This window comes from Haloarcula sp. H-GB5 (assembly GCF_054850705.1).
Genome location: NZ_JBTWBG010000001.1, coordinates 823,854 through 842,736, shown reverse-complemented (window position 1 = coordinate 842,736; position 18,883 = coordinate 823,854). Strand labels below are relative to the sequence as shown.

18 protein-coding genes and 1 tRNA gene are annotated in these 18,883 nt (G+C 61.1%); 18 read left to right on the top strand and 1 reads right to left on the bottom strand.

Annotated features, from left to right (window positions below; genetic code table 11):
• The first annotated feature begins 187 nt into the window (after window positions 1-187).
• The 13 genes from ACYJ11_RS04370 to flaJ all read left to right on the top strand — a co-directional run bounded on the left by ACYJ11_RS04370 (window position 188) and on the right by flaJ (window position 13,294).
• The gene (locus ACYJ11_RS04370; RefSeq protein ID WP_461646862.1) at window positions 188-811 is read left to right on the top strand and encodes an archaellin/type IV pilin N-terminal domain-containing protein; all 624 of its coding nucleotides are present in this window, start codon (window positions 188-190) and stop codon (window positions 809-811) included.
• Window positions 812-901: 90 nt separating this feature from the next.
• Window positions 902-1,477 (top strand): DUF7500 family protein, encoded by a 576-nt coding sequence (locus tag ACYJ11_RS04365; RefSeq protein WP_461646861.1) that lies wholly within the window; start codon window positions 902-904, stop codon window positions 1,475-1,477.
• Between the two features lie 129 nt (window positions 1,478-1,606).
• On the top strand, window positions 1,607-2,089 hold the full coding sequence (locus tag ACYJ11_RS04360; RefSeq protein WP_461646860.1) for a hypothetical protein: 483 nt from the start codon (window positions 1,607-1,609) through the stop codon (window positions 2,087-2,089).
• On the top strand, window positions 2,086-4,122 hold the full coding sequence (locus tag ACYJ11_RS04355) for a hypothetical protein (protein WP_461646859.1): 2,037 nt from the start codon (window positions 2,086-2,088) through the stop codon (window positions 4,120-4,122). Before ACYJ11_RS04360 ends, ACYJ11_RS04355 begins: the two co-directional genes overlap by 4 nt.
• 86 nt (window positions 4,123-4,208) lie before the next feature.
• A complete protein-coding gene (cheY, locus tag ACYJ11_RS04350) occupies window positions 4,209-4,568 on the top strand; it encodes a chemotaxis protein CheY (protein ID WP_004515265.1) in 360 nt (119 codons plus the stop codon).
• Window positions 4,569-5,786: a chemotaxis protein CheC gene (locus ACYJ11_RS04345; RefSeq protein WP_461646858.1), complete on the top strand. Its 1,218-nt coding sequence runs from the start codon at window positions 4,569-4,571 to the stop codon at window positions 5,784-5,786.
• Window positions 5,786-6,307: a chemotaxis protein CheD gene (locus tag ACYJ11_RS04340; RefSeq protein WP_421641958.1), complete on the top strand. Its 522-nt coding sequence runs from the start codon at window positions 5,786-5,788 to the stop codon at window positions 6,305-6,307. Before ACYJ11_RS04345 ends, ACYJ11_RS04340 begins: the two co-directional genes overlap by 1 nt.
• Window positions 6,308-6,548: 241 nt before the next feature.
• Window positions 6,549-8,222 carry a FlaD/FlaE family flagellar protein gene (locus ACYJ11_RS04335; protein WP_461646857.1) on the top strand — a complete coding sequence of 558 codons (1,674 nt, stop codon included), beginning with the start codon at window positions 6,549-6,551 and terminating at the stop codon, window positions 8,220-8,222.
• Window positions 8,206-8,643: an archaellum stator protein ArlF gene (gene arlF / locus ACYJ11_RS04330; RefSeq protein ID WP_461646856.1), complete on the top strand. Its 438-nt coding sequence runs from the start codon at window positions 8,206-8,208 to the stop codon at window positions 8,641-8,643. The genes ACYJ11_RS04335 and arlF overlap by 17 nt, the downstream gene beginning before the upstream one ends.
• 1 nt (window position 8,644) lies before the next feature.
• Window positions 8,645-9,097, top strand: a complete 453-nt coding sequence (arlG, locus tag ACYJ11_RS04325) for an archaellum stator protein ArlG (RefSeq protein ID WP_461646855.1) — start codon at window positions 8,645-8,647, stop codon at window positions 9,095-9,097.
• Window positions 9,094-9,855: an archaellum protein ArlH gene (gene arlH, locus ACYJ11_RS04320; RefSeq protein ID WP_004515259.1), complete on the top strand. Its 762-nt coding sequence runs from the start codon at window positions 9,094-9,096 to the stop codon at window positions 9,853-9,855. Before arlG ends, arlH begins: the two co-directional genes overlap by 4 nt.
• Before the next feature lie 14 nt (window positions 9,856-9,869).
• Window positions 9,870-11,543 (top strand): type II/IV secretion system ATPase subunit, encoded by a 1,674-nt coding sequence (locus ACYJ11_RS04315; RefSeq protein WP_188975014.1) that lies wholly within the window; start codon window positions 9,870-9,872, stop codon window positions 11,541-11,543.
• Window positions 11,544-11,545: 2 nt separating this feature from the next.
• The gene (flaJ, locus tag ACYJ11_RS04310) at window positions 11,546-13,294 is read left to right on the top strand and encodes an archaellar assembly protein FlaJ (protein ID WP_461646854.1); all 1,749 of its coding nucleotides are present in this window, start codon (window positions 11,546-11,548) and stop codon (window positions 13,292-13,294) included.
• Window positions 13,295-13,531: 237 nt separating this feature from the next.
• Here the strand turns inward: flaJ and ACYJ11_RS04305 are convergent, their stop codons facing one another.
• Window positions 13,532-14,629, bottom strand: coding sequence for an aminopeptidase (locus tag ACYJ11_RS04305; protein ID WP_461646853.1), 1,098 nt, complete (start codon window positions 14,627-14,629; stop codon window positions 13,532-13,534).
• Window positions 14,630-14,898: 269 nt separating this feature from the next.
• On the opposite strand from ACYJ11_RS04305, the gene gnd reads away from it, so the two are divergent.
• From gnd to ACYJ11_RS04280, 5 genes are all read left to right on the top strand, one after another.
• On the top strand, window positions 14,899-15,798 hold the full coding sequence (gene gnd, locus ACYJ11_RS04300; protein ID WP_005537390.1) for a phosphogluconate dehydrogenase (NAD(+)-dependent, decarboxylating): 900 nt from the start codon (window positions 14,899-14,901) through the stop codon (window positions 15,796-15,798).
• A 128-nt stretch (window positions 15,799-15,926) separates the two neighbouring features.
• On the top strand, window positions 15,927-16,511 hold the full coding sequence (locus ACYJ11_RS04295; RefSeq protein ID WP_461646852.1) for a 2Fe-2S iron-sulfur cluster-binding protein: 585 nt from the start codon (window positions 15,927-15,929) through the stop codon (window positions 16,509-16,511).
• 204 nt (window positions 16,512-16,715) lie between these two features.
• Window positions 16,716-16,788 (top strand) — tRNA-Arg (locus ACYJ11_RS04290).
• A 240-nt stretch (window positions 16,789-17,028) separates the two neighbouring features.
• Window positions 17,029-17,913 carry an NAD(P)H-binding protein gene (locus ACYJ11_RS04285; protein ID WP_461646851.1) on the top strand — a complete coding sequence of 295 codons (885 nt, stop codon included), beginning with the start codon at window positions 17,029-17,031 and terminating at the stop codon, window positions 17,911-17,913.
• Window positions 17,914-17,967: 54 nt separating this feature from the next.
• A complete protein-coding gene (locus tag ACYJ11_RS04280) occupies window positions 17,968-18,870 on the top strand; it encodes an NAD-dependent epimerase/dehydratase family protein (protein ID WP_461646850.1) in 903 nt (300 codons plus the stop codon).
• Window positions 18,871-18,883 lie beyond the last annotated feature (13 nt).

Below are 18,883 nucleotides of genomic sequence, written 5' to 3'. Positions count from 1 at the left end.
CGCTGACTACTGCTCTCAGAGATAGAATTCAGCGCTGCGTCTATTTTCCGATAAATCCTGTCTCCGATGTCTGAGACTGTTGCTTACAACCACTAGAGATTCGGTTATCAAACCGCATAATTTGAGAGGAGGTATTATTACCAGTGAAAAGAGTCAATTGATAGGGTCAGACAGACCCGGATCAACAATGCTAACGGAACTAACGAACGATGACGACCGCGGACAGGTCGGTATCGGCACCCTGATCGTGTTCATTGCGATGGTGCTGGTGGCGGCAATCGCTGCGGGCGTCCTGATCAACACTGCCGGCTTCCTCCAGAGCAGTGCAGAGGAAACCGGACAACAGAGCAGTGACCAAGTGACGAACCGACTGCAGCTCGTCAACGCCGTCGGTGAAGACATCCAGTCGTCCAGCAGCACGATCAACACGGTCAAGCTAACCGTCAAGAAGGCACCCGGTGCAGGGAATATCGATATCGGCAGTACGATCGCTCAATGGGTCGACTCAACTGGCTCGTACGACCTCACCTATGAAGGAACCTACGACAGTAATCCAGGCGGGGAAGAATTCGCTGTCGCTGATATTCAGGACGACGACGATTCGATTTCAGGAAGCCAGGTTCTGAACGATCCGTCCGACCGTGCGGCGATCATCTTCAGCGCTGAACAGATCCGCGGAAGCGGCAACGGTGACGGTCTCGGTGAGGGTGAGACGGCGACGGTTCGCCTGAACACCCAGTCCGGTGGCACGACGACCGCTCGGCTGGTCGTCCCGGAGACTCTGTCTGGTAACTCCGCAGTCAGCCTCTAAACTCGGCCATCTTCTCGCTTCGACGCAGTTCTCTTTTCGTCCACCCCGACCAGCGACGGAGTTATACGATAGCCTCACACACTAGTACTCATGGCTCGGCGGTCAGACGAATCGAATCCGGAAGAGGGCAAGGTACTCTCGCCCGAAGAGCTCGACATCGCCGACGACGAGCACGTCACTGAAATCGACGAGGGCCGATACGTCGTTTCGTCGGACGTCCGCACTGACGACTCCTACGGGAACCAAGTCTCATCGGATTCGGCGTCTGAATCTCCGCCGTCTCCTACACCGGACCCGGAGCCGTCGGCCCCCGAATTCTCCGATGCGAACGTCCACGAGTGGCTGGCCGAACAGATGGCCGACTCGAACGCCAGATACGGCTTCGACGTGACTGCGAAGTTCGACGGCGACGTCGACCAGCAGCAGCTCGCCTCCAACGACATCGTCACGGTTTTCGAGAGCTTCATGCTCTGGTACGGTCGCCAGATGGACGGGTCGACACCGGTCGAAGAAGTGCTGGGTATTCTGCTGTCGGAATCGAACGTGCCGGTTCGCTACCCGCCGGCGGTCATCAAACAGCTCGTCCGGTCGACGCAACTGACACCGGACGATTCTATTGCTGATCTCTTGGAAGCCGTCGAGGCTGCCGACGGTGCCGAACTCTGAGACGGGCTGCTGTCGGTCATTTCAACAACGGCCACCTGCAATGGAGCAGCTATCGCGATGAACAAGGTCAGCAGCCTGTCCAACCGACGAGGGATTTAAATCCGGGCACGGTAGTGTGTAGGGTAGATAATGGTCCCGCGTTATCCGCCGACGGTCGTTGCCCTGTTCATTCTGGTAACGCTCGTCGTGACGGGACCGCTCGTCGGCGTTGACGCTATCAGGACACAGCCGACGACTATCGGCGACGGGACGGCAGCTATCAGTTCCGTCCAATTGCCTACATCGGAGATACGAATCACGGACGGTCGGTTTGGAACGAACGTTGTGTATCTCCGGGTGCCCGATGCCAGCGTGACCGTCGATTCTGTCACGGGCCGCCCGAGGCTGCTGTATCAGGTCGCGGTCCCTGCGCTCGACATCTCTCGCGAGGACGAACAGGTCCTTTCGAAAGGTCAGTCCGGAACGTACCGGCTCGCACCCGGTGACAGAGCGGTCACGCCGTCGTCACTGGAACGGGAGGTGTACAATGGAACCGTCCTGCTTCGGGTCCAGAGCTTCGAAGCTGCTGAGACAATCGTTGCTGAAAACGTGACTGTGCAGGTGAAGCGATGACCCGAGACGTCGAGTGGTTCACTGGCCGCTGTCGGCAGGCGGGAAAGGCAGTCTTTGGCGACCGCTACGGCTACGCCCTCTGGCTCGGCCTGCTCGTTACGTTCGGGCTCTACTGGCGCGTTGGTATTTTCGTCACCGACACGTACACCACTGCCAACGCGCTCGTCGCTGTCTCGAACGGACACCTCCACATCACGGAGACGCCGTACACCCTGACGCTCGGCGCACAACCTGGCCTGCACGAGGCCGGCGGCAGACTGTACGGGCGAAACTACGGACAGATCCTGCCGGCTGTCCCGCTGGTCTGGGCGTTGCAAGCGCTGTCCGTGTTCATTACACCCCGGCTACTGCTCCTTGGACTCTGGTCGGGCACTGCACTCGTCTTCGTGGCTCACGTCAGCGTGCTCGGACAGCGCCACACCGATACCGCCAAGCGAACGATGCTGTGGGTCGGTAGCGGTCTCGTCGCTGTCCTGTTTCTGGTCGGTGCGCTGACAGCGACAGCCCTTCCGGACACGGCGCTCCCGATAGCTGCGTTCCAGATCTCGACGATGCTCGCGGCAGCGACGACCGGCGTCGTTCTCTACCGCCTCGTCGGAATCTGGCATGACCGCTCGGTCGCTTTGGCGGCCGGTGTCGCAATCGGTATCGCCTCGTCTGTCGGCTTCTGGGCCTCGCTTCCGAAACGGCACGTTCTGGTAGGGTTCTTGCTACTGACGACGGTGTACCTGTTCGCTCGGAGCCGAATTGCGTATGCTGACTCCAGACACCGACTCGGGCTCGGCTTTCGCGCCGGTGCGTACGTCACGGCTGGACTAGTAACCTGGACCCACGCCTTCGAGGGGTTCTTCCTCGTGGTGACGCTGGCCCTCGTGGACCTGATCACTGCAAGGCGAAACTCATTTGGTCATATCGCTGTCATTGGTCTCGCGCTCTTTCTTGGCTCGCTCCCGATGCTCGTGACGAACTTCCTCATCTCCGGTAACCCGGTCAAACCGCCGCGGTTGCTCTCCGCTGTTGGGGGTGCGGACGTCGAATTCACGCCTGAGACCGGTGGTGATGGCGGTACTGGTGGTGGCAGCGGCGCTGGTGGGACTGCGGGGACGGATGGTGGTTCTGTCGGTGTTTCCGGTGGAACCGACGGCGGTACCGGCGCGGGGTCTGATGGGAGTGCTGGTGATTCCGCGGGGGCGGGCGGTGATACCCGGACGCCAATCGTAACCCCGATTCTCGGCCTGTTCAAACAGGTCTTGGGACCCGCGGCACCTGCGATGACGTTCACCTCAGATGCGGTCAGTGGTGGTCTCGACGTACTGGCTACGCCGGAGCGACTGTCACAGATTTTCCTGCGGAGCGGCTCCGCATCACATATCAACTACGCTCCTAATTCTTACGAGACAATCGAACTCACAATGGTTGAGGCCGTCCCGCTTTTCGGTGCGGTCGCGGCACTTCCTGTAGTTCTGATCCGGTCAGCGAACCAGCGGATACGGCGATGGGACGTCCGCCCGTCGCAGTACTCGCCCCAAACACAGACAGATATGCTCGTTGCGGCCCTCGCAGTTGTGTTCACGCTCGTCTATCTGAGCCGCCTGCCACTGCACACACAACTCACCGTTCGATATCTGTTGCCGACGGTCCCGCTCGTCATGTACGGCGTCGTTCGGTTTCCCGCAGTTCACGAACCCGTCAGCGACGCGAGGCGGTGGCTTGTCGGCGGGTACGCTGTGAGTGTCGTCGGGGGCCTTCTCCTTGGACTCGGTGTCGTTGCCGGACTTGATCTGGCGCTCGGGGAGGCGGTACAGTTCCACGCACTCCTCAATCTCGGTGGGGCAGCAGTCTGTGGCGGGACTGTGCTGGGCCGCACACTCGCTCCGAGCCGGGTCTCGTCCAGAGCGGTCGCAGTGGGTCTGAGCCTCCCAGCGGGACTAACGACAGCGTATCTCTTCCTGTCGGGGCTCGTGTACTTCCAGTATGGCCCCTTCGCACTCGATTTCATTCGCGTTCTCACACCGCATCTCCCTGCGGTGTAACTTGGTTTCGGGACCCACCGATATCACACGCGATAATTTACGGGACACCTTTATCTAACTCATCACGATATGTAGGCTTGATAGGCATGCCAGACGTACTGATCGCCGACGATTCAGAGTTTATGCGTAACCTCCTCCGCGAGATTCTCGAAGAAGACCACGAGATTGTTGGGGAGGTCGAGAACGGAGTCGAAGCTGTCGAAGTGTTCAAAGAAGAAGGGCCAGATCTGGTGATGATGGACATCGTGATGCCCATCCGGGATGGCATCGAGGCCACGGACGAGATCAAATCTTCCAATCCCGATGCGAATGTCATCATGTGTACAAGTGTCGGTCAGGAAGAGAAAATGAAGGAAGCAGTGAAAGCGGGAGCTGACGGATACATCACCAAGCCGTTCCAGAAACCCAGTGTGATGGAGGCTATCGAGGACGTCGTTCCCTCATAGATGAACGTCGATATTCAGTCGCTCGGTACGTTCAACCAACTCGCTCACGAGGGGGCAGAACAGGCCACGCAGTCGATGGGCCAGATGACGGGCATCGATGCCGTCGTCGACGTAACCAAGATAACGCTGCTCGACAGAGCAGATGTCGGCGAGGAACTGGCCGGACGTGACTTCGTCGGCGTCCAGTTCTCTTTCGATGGCGTTCTGGAGGGCGATACCGTTCTTGCCTTCGACGTAGACAGCGCCGGCACGATCACCGAGGAGATGATGCCCGGTAGCAGCGACGACGAGGCGATGGCCAGGAGTGGCATCGAGGAGATCGGCAACATCATGATGAGCGGGTTCATCGACGGCTGGGCCGACTACGTCGGTGCGACCATCGACCATTCGCCGCCGGAGTACATCGAGGAGTCCGGCGGTGACGTGCTCCCCGATGCACCTGAGAACGGCGACCATCAGCAGGTGTTCGTGTTCAAATCGGAGATCGAATGGATCGACGAATCGGTGAACTTCTACATCTACATGCTCCCTGAGTACGACTCGCTCACGGAGATGATGGTAGAGCACGTCGATACGGACGGCGACGCCATCCCCATCGACAAGCTCCAGACGTTCAACGAGATGACGACCAGCGGCACCCAGAAAGCCGCTGACAACGTCGAGATGATGACTGGCATCCCGACCGAGTCGGAGGTGACACAGATCAGTTTCGCCCCCATCGAGGACGTGCCAAAGCAGATCGGCACGGATACCTTCGTCGGGACAGTCGTCGAGTTCACCGGGACGCCCAGTGGCTACCTCATGGTGCTGTTCGACGAAGTCTCGGCGATCAACGTCGCGGAGGCGATGATGCCCATTGAGATGGAGAGCGACGAACTAACCGACCAGCACAAGGCCGCTATCGAGGAGCTGGGGAACATCATGACGAGCGGGTTCGTCGACGGCTGGGCGAACGTCCTCCAGACGTCAGTCGAACACACGCCGCCGCGGGTCGTCCACGACATGGGGCGGGCGATCATGGACCCGCTTGCGGCGCAGGTCGGACAGTATCAGGAGCACGCGTTCATCATCGACTCCCAGATGCAGACCGACGACATCGAGTTCCAGGCTGAGATTCACGCCCTGCCCAACGAGAAAGAGTTGCGCGCCGCCCTCAACGACCTCGATGTCGAGCGGGCGACCGAGACGGGCGCGGACGTGGAACAGATATTCAAATAATGAAAGTATACGATGGTAGCCAAACAGAGAGTCCCGAACAAAGTACACCCGAGCGTATCAAAGTCGGCATCGCGGAGTACAAGGTGACCACAGAGCCGGCTGTGCTGACCACGAGCGGACTGGGCTCCTGTATCGGGATCGCAATATACGATACCCGTAACACGGTGGCTGGACTCGTCCACGTCATGCTTCCGTCGGCGGCTGATATCGACGGCGGCAACCACGCGAAGTTCGCGGACACGGGCATCGAAGCGCTCATCGAGGCCATGGCGGATGCCGGAGCGTCGACGGAGGCGATGGAGGCCAAAATCGCTGGCGGGAGCGATATGCTCGATTTCTCTGAGAACGGCTCCTCTATCGGGTCGCGCAACGCCAAGAAGGTTCGCGAGACACTGGACGAACGCGGCGTTCCCGTTGTCGGTGAAGACCTAGGTGGCGACCACGGCCGGTCTGTCAAACTCGAAGCGGACACCGGCAATTTCATCGTCAAAAGCGCGAACACGGATTCGATAACGCTGTGACGTCTGCGAGTAGGACGTATACCCGAGGTGCGGCGTCAGACGGGCGACAGCCGTTCGTCTGCCGGGGGCGCACTGAAACACTCTGTTCCCCGACCTTCCGGCCGAAATTAATATGAAATGTAATAGGCTAGTACTTGAATAGTTAATTTACTTCATCTGAGTCAGGAAAATGGGATATTATTATCAAATATGATACGCTAAGGGGAATATTCAAGAGTAGAAACAGCATGAGATACAAGAGATGAGTAGTCCCGCTCTCGTGCCAATGGCTCCAGCCGTCTCACCGGAATTGGTTGGACTGGCACCCGCCCTCTTTGTCCTGCTGACCGGCGGGCTTGTTGGTATGAGCATCAAGAATATGTTCGATTCGATTCTGTCGGACGACGAGAGCGGGGACGCGACTGAGGACGATGGCGGCGGGATGGCCAACGACGGCGGCCTGATGGGTGACGACGGTGGCGGTGGCGACGATCTCGGCGGTGGTGGCGACGATCTCGGGGGCCTCGGCGGCCTTGACGACGGCGGCGACGACATGGGCGGGTTCGGTGACGACGAGTTCGGCGACATGGAAGACGCGAGCGGGCCTGACACCGACGAGCTGGAACACCGACTCGACGAACTGGAAAACGAGGTCGGTAGCCTCTCCTCGACGGTCAACACGGTGCGGACGGAAAACGAGAGCATCTCCGAGTCTGTTGAAGAAACCGAGGAGAACGTTCGGAAACTGCTCGACATCTACGAGATGGTTACCCGTGGCGTCAACCCCTTCGCCGACGATGTCGACGGCGGTATGGGCGGCATGGGCGAAGGCGGTGGCTCATTTGGCCTGTTCGACGACGACGGGAGCGACGATACCGAAGAGGACATCGACGACGACGTCGCTAACGCCGACGCAGAGGGCTTTTTCGACGAAGACCTGACGGAGGATACTGGTGGCGACATGTCGATGGACGACGGCGGTGTCGACGACATGTTTCCCGACGACGACGGCGACGACATGGGCGGCTTCGAGGACGACGGCGGGTCGTTCGACGAGGAGTTCGACGACTTCGACGACACGGAGGACGACATGAGCATGGACGATGGGATGAGCATGGACGACGGGGAGAGTATGGACGAGGACAGCGACGACGGCGACGGCGGCAAATCGTTCGCAGAGCTCAAAGACGAGTACGAGTCCGGCGACGCCGAGTGGGCCGAGGGCGAGGAACCAGAGGAAGAAACGGACGACGACGATGACCTGCTTGCGGACGACGACGATGATCTGCTGGCCGACGAGGACGACGACCTGCTGGGCGAGGAGGATTCGGACGACGATATGGGCGGGCTGGAAGACGACGACCTCTTCGACGAGGTTATCGAAGACGACGGGAGTGATGAGGCCGAGGCGGCCACGGAAGCTGACCCGGAACCGGAGCCCGAACCGGACCCAGAGCCGGAACCCGAACCAGTTGTAGAATCGGAACCGGAGCCCGAACCAGAACCGGAACCGACTGCTACACAGACTGATTCGTCGGCTACCGGCAGTAGCGATGAGGAAGTGGTAGACGACAGCTCGGACGCAGATGCGGACGACGACGGGAAACCGTATCTGGCGACGATGCCGGAAGGGTTCGCGGCGGACCTCATCATCGTCGAGTGGCTCGAGTTCCTGGTCCAGCACTCGGGCTACCGCGAGACGGCTCGCGCTATCGACTACTACGAGACTATCGACTGGATCGACGAGTCGGTCGCGGATCAACTCAAGGAGTACCTCCGCGGCTTCGACGACGTGAACGACACTGGGGATGGGCTGTCTATCGACCACCATACGGAGAGCCTGCACTATATCTCGCAGCTTGACAGTGACAGCGGCGCTGACGCCGTTGCGCTCTCGAAACTGGTGGGGGGTGGTTCCGATGGGATTCAGCGTTAGCGGCTCGGCAGCCATCATTTTCGTGGCTGCGTTCATCGGCTTCGGGATGTTCTACTCCGCGACCGCGAACAGCTTCGAGCGTGTCAACGACGCCCGCGAGGACCAGCGTGACCGGCTTCTCGATCAGCAAAACACCGACATCTCGCTTGTCTCGGCGACGTGGAACGCGAGCGGGAACGACAACCTCGTCGTGACCATCGACAACACCGGCTCGGAGACGCTGTCGGTCGAAGCGACTGACCTGCTGGTCGACAACGACTACCGAACCGGCTACGGCACGACCGTCGACGGTGACGGGTCGACGGATGTCTGGGCGTCACAGGAGCGGTTGGAGATTACTGTCTCCTCGCTCGGTAGCCAGCCCGACCGGGTGAAAGTCGTCGCCGAGAACGGCATCGCCGAAACGATGGTGGTGAGCTAACATGGCGAGCGTCTCCGTCTCACACCTGATCCTGTTCATCGCGTCGATGGCCATTGCCGCAAGCGTGGCCGGTGTCTTTACGAGCAGTATCGGCGAACTGAGCAACGCTGTCTCGGAACAAGGGCTGGACGTGAGCAGCGATGTCCGGACCGACGTGGAAATAATCTCCGACAGCGGTAGCAACAATATCTACGACGACAGCAGCGAGACAATCACTGTCCACGTGAAAAACACCGGATCAGAGACGTTAGCTCCGGTTCCCGGACAGGTGGATGTCTTCGTTGACGGGACCTTCGCCAGTGACTACACGGTGACGCTGGAGCCGGACGGTGGCAATAGCTGGCGGCCCGGTGAGGTCGTTCGCATCGATATCAACGATAACCTCAGCAGCGGCGACCACCGTCTCAAGCTCATCGTCAACGGCGACGAGGAGGTGTTCGAGTTTAACACATGAGTATCGCAAGTACTGACCTATTCTCGCTCGGACTGGACGATCACGACCGGCTGAACAAGGAACTGGGCGGCGGTATCCCACCCGGCAGTATCATCCTCGTCGAAGGGGACTACGGTGCCGGCAAATCCGCCATGAGCCAGCGGTTCACTTACGGCCTCTGTGAGGAGGGCCACGAAGTGACCTACCTCTCGACGGAGCTGACCGTCGGGAGCTTCCTCGACCAGATGCACTCGCTGTCCTACGACATGGTGGATCACATCCTCGACGAGGACGTGCTGTTCCTGCACGCCGACATCGGTGAATCGAACGCCCTCACCGGCGGTGACGAGCAGTCAGACCGGAAGGAGCTCCTCAAGCGACTGATGGAGGCCGAGGTGATGTGGGATGCTGACGTCGTCGTCATCGACACCTTCGACGCGATTCTCCGGAACGACCCCAAATTCGAGGCCCTCGTCCGTCAAAACGAGGAGCGACAGGCCGCTCTGGAGGTCATCTCCTACTTCCGAGACGTCATCTCACAGGGCAAGTGCATCATGCTTACTGTCGACCCGTCGACGCTGGACGAGGAGGCTATCGGCCCGTTCCGGGCCATTGCCGACGTGTTCATCGAACTGGAGATGATCGAGGTCGGCAACGACGTGCGCCGGCAGATCAACGTCCTCCGATTCGCCGGCATGGGTGAACAGGTCGGTGACACCATCGGGTTCTCGGTCCGCTCGGGAACCGGCATCGTCATCGAATCACGCAGCGTCGCCTAAAGGTGAGCTAAGATATGACAGATCACGGACGTGCGAAACCGTCGGACGAACTTCGACAGATGGCAGCGCGGCGGCCCCACCTGCGGGACCACCTGAAGAAGTTCAAGCAGATCACCGGTGAGTTCCCGATGCTCATCGACGAGGCCGACGACGAATACGAGACGAACCGGCCGAACGTGCTCTACCCGGTCGGTGGCCCTATCTTCTGTCATATCTACGGCGACGTGGGGCAGGACATGAAGTACTACGCCATCGAGCCGGAACTCGACGAGGACGAGCGGGCCGTCTTCGGCAAGGTCCGGAACCGGCTGCTCCAGCGCAGCGTCAACAAGCCTGCACCCGAAAACGAGGCCCAGTTCGACGACCGTATCGAGGAACTCCTGCAGGAGACCACGAAAGTCCGGGACGAGGACAGCGACAGCGGCGTTCTCACACGCCTGTCGAACCTCACCGACGTGAGCAGCGTCGAGGTCACCCAGGAAACCTACGAGAACATCCTCTACCGGCTGAACCGCGACATCGTCGGCCTCGGCCCGCTCGAACCGGTTATGCGTGACCCAGCCAACGAGGATATTCACGTCATCGGCCGGAGCGAATGCCACGTCGACCACGGGGTCTACGGGATGCTCGAAACGACTGTCGAGTGGCAGAGCGAGGAGGCCTTCGACCAGTGGCTCCGCAACATGGGTGAACGGATGGGTGACCCGGTTTCGGACTCGGACCCCATCGTCGACTCGACGCTCCCGGACGGGTCACGTCTGAACCTCATCTACTCCGACGACGTGAGCCTCAAAGGCCCCTCGCTCACTATTCGTCAGGGTGACGACGTTCCGCTCTCGATTTTCCAGATTACCAAGTGGATGACGCTGTCGCCGCAACTGGCCGCGTATCTCTGGCTCTGTCTGGAAAACGAACAGACGGTGTTCGTGGTCGGAGAGACGGCGTCCGGGAAGACGACGACGCTGAACGCGATCACGTCGTTCATCCCCGACGACGCAAAGATCTACACCGCGGAGGACACCGCCGAGGTGCTCCCCCCACACAACACCTGGCAGCAACTCCTCACCCGTGAGGGCGAAGACGAGGGGACCAGCATCGATATGTTCGATCTGGTCGCCGCCGCACTGCGGTCCCGCCCCGACTACATCATCGTGGGGGAGGTTCGTGGTGAGGAGGGGCGGATGGCGTTCCAGGCCGCCCAGACCGGCCACCCGGTGATGCTGACGTTCCACGCGAGCGACATCGTTTCGATGATTCAACGCTTCACCGGCGAACCGATCAACGTTCCCGAGACGTTCATGGACGTGGCCGACGTGGCACTGTTCCAGAACCGCGTCAAGCAGGGCGATCAGGTCCTGCGCCGCGTGACCAGTGTTCAGGAAATCGAGGGCTACTCCAAGGAGATGGACGGGGTCGTCACCCGGCAGGTGTTCAATTGGGACCCCGTCGAGGACGAAATCATCTTCCAGGGGATGAACAACTCTTTCGTCCTCGAAGAGCAGATCGCGACCCTGCTCGGCTACGAGGACACGCGTGACATCTACGACGACCTCGAGTTCCGTGCGAACCTCATCGAGCGGGCCATCCAGGAGGGGATTCTCGGGTATCACGAGGTCAACGACTTCATTTCGGATTTCCAGCGCGACGGCGTCGAAGGGATTCCGTTCAACATGGCCAGGCCCGACTAACGATGGCACAAGGTGAAGCCGAGAGCGACATCGATCTGACGATCTCCGAGACGATCCAGTCGCTCGTCGAGTCCTACCGCCAGATGACGATCCCGCTGGAGCGGTATCTCTTTCTCATCCTGCTGCCAGCGGTCGCCTTCTTCATGATCTCGACGGTCGTCGCCCTGCTGCTGGAGCAGCCCATTGCAGTCCGAGCACCGATCCCCCTGCTTGGGTTCCTGGTGATGGCATCGGCGATTTTCTACCCCAAGATCCTCCTGAGCCAGCGCAAACGCGAACTCAACAACCGGTTTCACCTGCTTATTACGCACATGACCGTGCTAGCGACGACGAAGATTGACCGGATGGAGGTGTTCCGAACACTAGCCGAGGAAGACGAGTACGGCGAACTCGCGATGGAGATGCACCGCATCGTCCAGCTCGTCGACACCTGGAATCTGAGCCTCGACGATGCCTGCCGTCGCCGCGCCAAACAGGTCCCGAGCCGCGCCGTGTCGGACTTCTTCGACCGGCTCGCGTACACGCTCGGAGCCGGGCAGGGACTCGACGACTACCTCCTGACCGAACAGGAACAGATCATCCAGCACTACTCGACGGTGTACAAGAGTTCGCTCGACAGTCTGGAAGTGATGAAAGACCTCTACCTGTCGATGATTCTGTCGATGACGTTCGCGCTGGTGTTCGCCGTCGTTCTCCCGGTCCTGACCGGGACGAACCCGACGATGACGGTCAGCGCCGTCATCGTGATGTTCGTGTTCGTCCAGACCGGCTTCTACCTCGCCATCCGTTCGATGGCTCCCTACGACCCGGTGTGGTTCCACCCAGTTGACTACCCGTCGCCGGTCGAATCAAAGCTCAATAAATCGATGGTCGCCGGTGTGGGGCTGTCGATGCTGCTCGTGTTCATCACACTGGGCGGGATGCTCGGTATCTCACCGATCACGCTGAACGACCTCTTTTTCATGTTTGACGAAGTGCCGCTGCCGCTGTATGCCGCCGCGCCGATCACGCCGATGATCATCCCCGGCATCGTCTTCCGGCAGGAAGAACAGCGCATCAAGGACCGGGACTCGGAGTTCCCGAACTTCATCCGCGCACTCGGTGCGACCGAGGGCGCAAAGCAGTCTACCACCGGCGCGGTGCTTCGTACCCTCCGGAAGAAGGACTTCGGCGCGCTCTCGCCGAACATCGATAACCTCTACAAGCGACTGAACATGCGGATCGAGCCGACCGCTGCCTGGCGCTTTTTCACCGCGGACTGTCGCTCCTATCTCATCCAGACCTTCTCCGAGATGTACCTCATCGGCCGCGAGATGGGTGGGTCGCCAAAGCAACTGGGCGAGCTCATCTCCGAGAACATGAACCAAGTGCTGCAGCTCCGCCAGAAGCGCAAGCAGGCGACGACGACGCTCGTCGGCCTCCTGTACGGGATGACTGCCGCGTCGACGTTCGCGTTCTTCATCGGCCTGCAGGTCGTCAACATTCTCGCTGGTATGTCGCTCAACCTGAGCACTGGGAGTCGGCTCGACGCCGCCTCGCTCATCAACACCAGTGTCTACAACATCCCGCTCATCGAGTTCCTGCTGATCATTATTATCATGTTTGGCGCGATGCTGTCGTCGCTGATGATCCGAACCATTGATGGCGGCCATAACGCCAACACCTACATGCATTTCGTGATTCTCTCATGGATCGGCGCTATTACCGGGACGTTCACGAAGTGGCTGGTGTCGCAGTTCCTCGCTATCTAGTACCTTTTTACTGCGTCGGATGTCCTCGCGCGCTCTTCGAGCGCGCTGTGGGCACCTCTCCTTGCAAAAATCTACGCTAAAAACGACCTCCGAGTCGCGGCCACGGCCGCGCTCGGAGTGAAACCGCTCGCTCCGCTCGCGGTACAGTATCATCCTACAACAGTAGCGACACCTGCCATTCCCCGAGTCGCGCCACGGAGGGCGCTTCCGGCCCACAGCACCGCAGTCCCGCGACAGCTACCCCTCGAAGCCGTCTTCCCAGCGGAACACGCCGTCCTTCTGCACGACTTCGCCGTCGACTTCGAGCCGCGATCCCTCGCCCATCGTCGTGATGAGGTCCTCGTGGACGGCGCTGTCGTTGCCGGATTCGCCCTCGGGGAGGCACGCATCGTACGCGCGCCCGAGCGCGAGGTGGACCGTTCCGCCCATCTTCTCGTCGAAGAGGATGTTGTCGGTGACGCGATTGACGCCGCGGTTCATCCCGATACCGAGTTCGCCCAGTTGGCGGGAGCCGCTGTCGGTTCCGATGATTTCGTCGATGACTGCCTCGCCTTGTTCGGCCGACCAGTCGACGACAACGCCGTCTTTGAACGTCATCTCGACGTTTTTGACGCGACGACCCTGGATCGTCATCGGCACGTCGAAGGTGACGACGCCGGCGGTGTCGTAGGGCGCGGTGAACACCTCGCCGGAGGGGAGGTTGTGTGAGTCGTAGGCCACGCTGGCGGCGGAGTTAACGGCGATGCGGTCGTCGATAAACAGCGTGATGTCGGTGCCGTCGGCGACGATACGGACCTCTTTGCCGCCGTCGAGAATCTCCTTCAGTCGGGCCTGTTCCTCCGCCAGCGCCTCCCAGTCTCGCAGCGTCGCGTCGTAGACGAAGTCCTTGTACTCGGCGTAGGCCATCCCGGCCTGCTGGGCCATTGCTCGTGTCGGGTGCTGGGTCGATACCCAGTCGGTGTCCAGCCGGGCCTCCCTGATTTCCTGTCGAGCCGTCGAGTACGCCTGCCGCTGGTCGCTGTCCACGTCAGCCGTCTCGGTGGTGTTCCGGGATCCTTTCAGGAACAGCACGCTGTCAGCTCGCTCGTACAGCGCCAGTTCGTACTCGGGGTTCTCGGTGAAGGACTCGTCGTGGGCTTGCAGGTAGGCCCGCGTGAGTTCGTCGGACTGGTACGTCGACAGGAGGTTCGCGCCGCGGTCGCCCAACTGCTCGGCCACGGCGACCGCGAGGTCGTGGGCACCGTCCTCGACGGCCACGATCACGTCGTCGCCCGCGTCGATGCGAGCGCTCCAGTTGACGAGAATCTTGGCGTGTTCGCGTATGCGATCGTCCATATTCCTATCTGGAGTGGCCGGAACAAAACGGCGGTGGTCTCGGTAGTACCACGGACGATGTGATTGTATTCCGTGGATTTTTTGCGCTCCAGAGTCGGAGTGTTCGGTGCAGTACGGGACAGGATTCGTGGCACTTGCTGGCTTCCACGACCGCTTCCGGGACGGTCGGTTGGGGGCGGTATCATGACTGACGACGGCACGGGTGGTGTCCGTGCCACGCTTTTCTGTCGAACCGCAATCCCTACCTGTTCGGTCGGCGACTCCACGGTATGGAACTTGGCGTCATCGGACTCGGACGCATGGGCCGCATCGTGGTCGACCGCGTGCTCGAAGCCGGCCACGAGGCTGTCGTCTTCGACATCGATGAGGAGAGCGTCGCTGACGCGGCAGACGCCGGCGCTCGGCCGGCAGCGTCCATCGTGGACCTTGCAGAGAAACTCGGCCCGGAGAAACGGATCTGGCTGATGGTCCCGGCCGGGGACCCGGTCGACGCCGCGCTGGACGAACTGGCCCCAGTACTCGATTCCGACGATATCGTCGTCGACGGCGGCAACTCCTACTTCGAGGACTCGGTTCGCCGCGCCGAGTCGACCGACGCGGCCTACCTCGACTGTGGGACGTCCGGCGGCCCCGCCGGTGCAGAGCTGGGCTTCTCGCTGATGGTCGGCGGCCCGCAGTGGGCCTACGACGAACTGGTCCCCGTCTTCGACGCCGTCGCGACCGGCCCCGACGGCCACGACCGGATGGGACCGGCTGGCTCGGGCCACTACGTCAAGATGGTCCACAACGGCGTCGAGTACGCGCTGATGCAGACCTACGGCGAGGGCTTCGAACTGCTGGCCAACGGCCGGTACGACCTCGATCTCGAATCGGTCGCCAACACCTGGAACAACGGGGCTGTCATCCGCTCGTGGCTGCTGGAACTCTGCGAGGAGGCGTTCCGCGAGGAAGGCAACGACCTCGGCGACGTGGCTGACCGCGTCGAAGGCGGGTCGACCGGCACCTGGACCGTGCAGGAGGCACTCGAACAGGAAGTCCCGGTGCCGCTCATCTACCAGTCGCTGGCCGAGCGGTTCGGCTCGCGGGCCGATGACGGGCGCTTCTCGCGCCGCCTCGCCAGCCGACTCCGATACGGCTTCGGTCGCCACGACGTCCCGCGCCGTGAGTAGCCTGGTCACTGATCTCGGTTACCTTCTGGCCTCCTGTTCGGGGCCGAGGGCTGCTCCGTCAAGCGGTGTCGACGGTGCTCGAGCGCTGAAACAACAGCTAATTAAACCAGTATTCCATAGCCGTGCACATGGTAGAACTCGTTGGACTCGCCGCCGGGGCCACGCTTACCCTGATAGTGGTCGCGCTCCACTACACCAAAGGGACCGGTTGGGAGGCACCGGAAGACATCTCCCAGGAGGTCCTCGAGCAGCGGGCCGCGACAGTCCCCGAGACGGACTTTCCGGAGCCGTACAACCGCTCTATCGGTGGCGGCGGTGCTACAGCGATTCCGGCTGGTGAGGCCGAAGGCGAACTCGGCGAAGGCGAGGAGGCCGAAGAGGAAGACGAGGGCTTCGACCCCGACGATATCGCCGAGGACGAGGTCGAGTACTACGAGATCGAATTCGCCAAGGAGGGCGAAACGATCGAGGTTGCCAACAACGAGCCGCTCCTCGACGCCGGCGAAGAGGAGGGCTGGGACCTCCCCTACGCCTGCCGCGAAGGCCAGTGTATCTCCTGTGCCGGCCACATCGAGGACGGTCCGGCCGAAGACTACATCCGTCACAGCAACAACGACTCGCTGATGGACGACGACATGGAGGAGGGGTACTGCCTGACCTGTGTCGCCTATCCGACCAGCGACTTCACCCTCGAAACCGGCGAGTCGCCCTGAGACTACAGCTCCCCGCATTTCATCGCCGCTCTTTGTGCTGACCTGCTATGCCAACCGAGCTGAACGAAACGCGAGTCCCGACGTGTAAAGACCGATTTCTCGAACACTACGACGGTGTCTCAGTGCGTGACAAAACCGATCGTTCTGCTGTTCGCCCCAGCGGTTCACAACCGTTAAGACGGACAGCCTGATAGCACTTTTTGTGGGCGGCTAGTTCAGCGGACAGAACGCCTGGTTCCGGACCAGATGGTCGGGGGTTCAAATCCCTCGCCGCCCGCTATTCTGCGAGGAACAGACGTGACGAGCGAATAGTGGTACAAGAGCGGTTTGAACCCGGGGAGTCGCAGCGACCGAGCGAAGCGAGGGCGACCGTCTCCACTCGGTTCAAATCCCTCGCCGCCCGCTTTTTGCGACCCACTGTATAGGGCATGTGTCTTGTTCTGCGGTCCCGGACATCGACAGGACTGCATGGGAATCGCCGCAACGTCCTTGGGGTTCCGACACAAGGTACGAGTGTATGCGTGTGCTCGTTGTGGGTGCGACCGGATTCATCGGACAGCGACTGGTTCGTACCCTGAACGAAGCAGGCCACGAGGTGGTGGCTTTCTCACGGAGCGCGAGCGAGGAATCTTTTCCCGATGGGGTCGAACCGTTCGAGGGTGACCTCGGCGATCCAGACTCCCTTGATGGGCTCTGTGATGATATCGACGTTGCATACTACCTCATCCACTCGCTCACGTCCGAGAACTTCGCCGAGTTAGACCGTCGCTACGCCCGTCGGTTCGCCGACTCGGCGTCGGCTGCGGGTGTCGACCGTGTCGTCTATCTCAGCGGCATCAGCGGTGACGAGGAGAACCTCTCGCCCCATCTGGCGTCGCGGCGCGAAGTCGAATCAGTGCTTGCGGAGGGGTCGTTCGATCTGACAGTACTCCGGGCAGCGGTCATCATCGGCCCGGAGAGCGCGAGCTTCCGGATTGTCGATGACCTGACCGACCGTTTGCCGCTGATGCTCGTCCCCAAGTGGGTCCGTACGCCGTGTCAGCCTATCGGCGTCGACGACGCTATCAGCTACCTCGTGGAGTTACTCGATGTCGACGAGACCCGCGGTGGGACCTACGACATCGGTGGGCCGTCGGTGTGGTCCTACGAGTCGCTGCTGAAACTCACCGCGGCCGAAAAGGGCAAGCGGGTGTTTATCGTTGCCGTACCAGTGATGACGCCGGGGCTGTCATCACACTGGCTTCGCTTCACGACAGACGTGCAGTACGCCATTGCCCGGCCGCTGGCTGAGAGTATGCGGAACCCGGTCACGGTCGACCCGGAAATGGACCTGCAGGACGTCGTACCGATCACCCAAACGCCGATCAAGGACGCCGTTCGGCGGTCGCTGATGGAGTCGTAGGCAGCGACCGGTCCCTGCGGGACTGTTTTGGGGCTGTGCGGTGCAGACGTAGCTATGCCCGAATCGGTCGCCGTCACTGGAGGCAACGGCCGCGTCGGCCAGCACGTCCTCGAACATCTGACCGCACAGGGGTATCGAACCATCAACCTCTCCCGTGGGAAACGGGAAGAAGACCATTCGGACGCATACGTCAGGACTGACCTGCTCGATGCGGGTGAGGTCTACGGGGCACTCGCACAATCTGACGCCGACGCGGTCGTCCATCTCGGGATGATTCCCACGCCCGACCACACGCCGGGATACCGGACCTACGAGAGTAACGTTCTGTCCAGCTATCACGTGCTGGAGGCCGCCGGTGAACTGGGTATCGACAGGGTCACTCTGGCATCGAGTTTCAGCGCCATCGGTGGCGGGTTCGAACCGGACCCCATCACGGTCGACTACCTCCCGATTGACGAGGATCACCGCCTCACGCCATCGAACCCGTACGCAATGGGGAAGCAGACGCTTGAGGTCACAGCCGACGGATTCGCCCGCCGGAGCGCGGCCGCGCCGAGGACAATTACATCGCTTCGGTTTCCGTGGGTGGTCGACGACGACTTGGCCCGCGAGACGTTCGTTGAGGCTGACCGTACCCTTGCTGGGCTCCGGAACTCGAAGCATTTCCACACCCAGCGCAACACGCTCTGTGGCTATGTCCACGCTACCGACGCTGTCACGCTCGTCGAAGCAGCCATCGAGGCGTCGTTCGACGGCCACGAGCGGCTCTGGGTATCAGCCCCGGACACGAGCGCCGAGACGCCAAGCGCCGAACTCGCGGCGGAACTGTACCCCGAGGCTGACTACCGGGGACCGGCAGCCGACGATGAGAACCCGTACACAGCGCTCATCGACACGTCGAAAGCCGAGCGGCTGCTCGACTGGGAACCGATCTGGAGCTGGCGACAACTGGCATGAAGCTGGCGGTGGC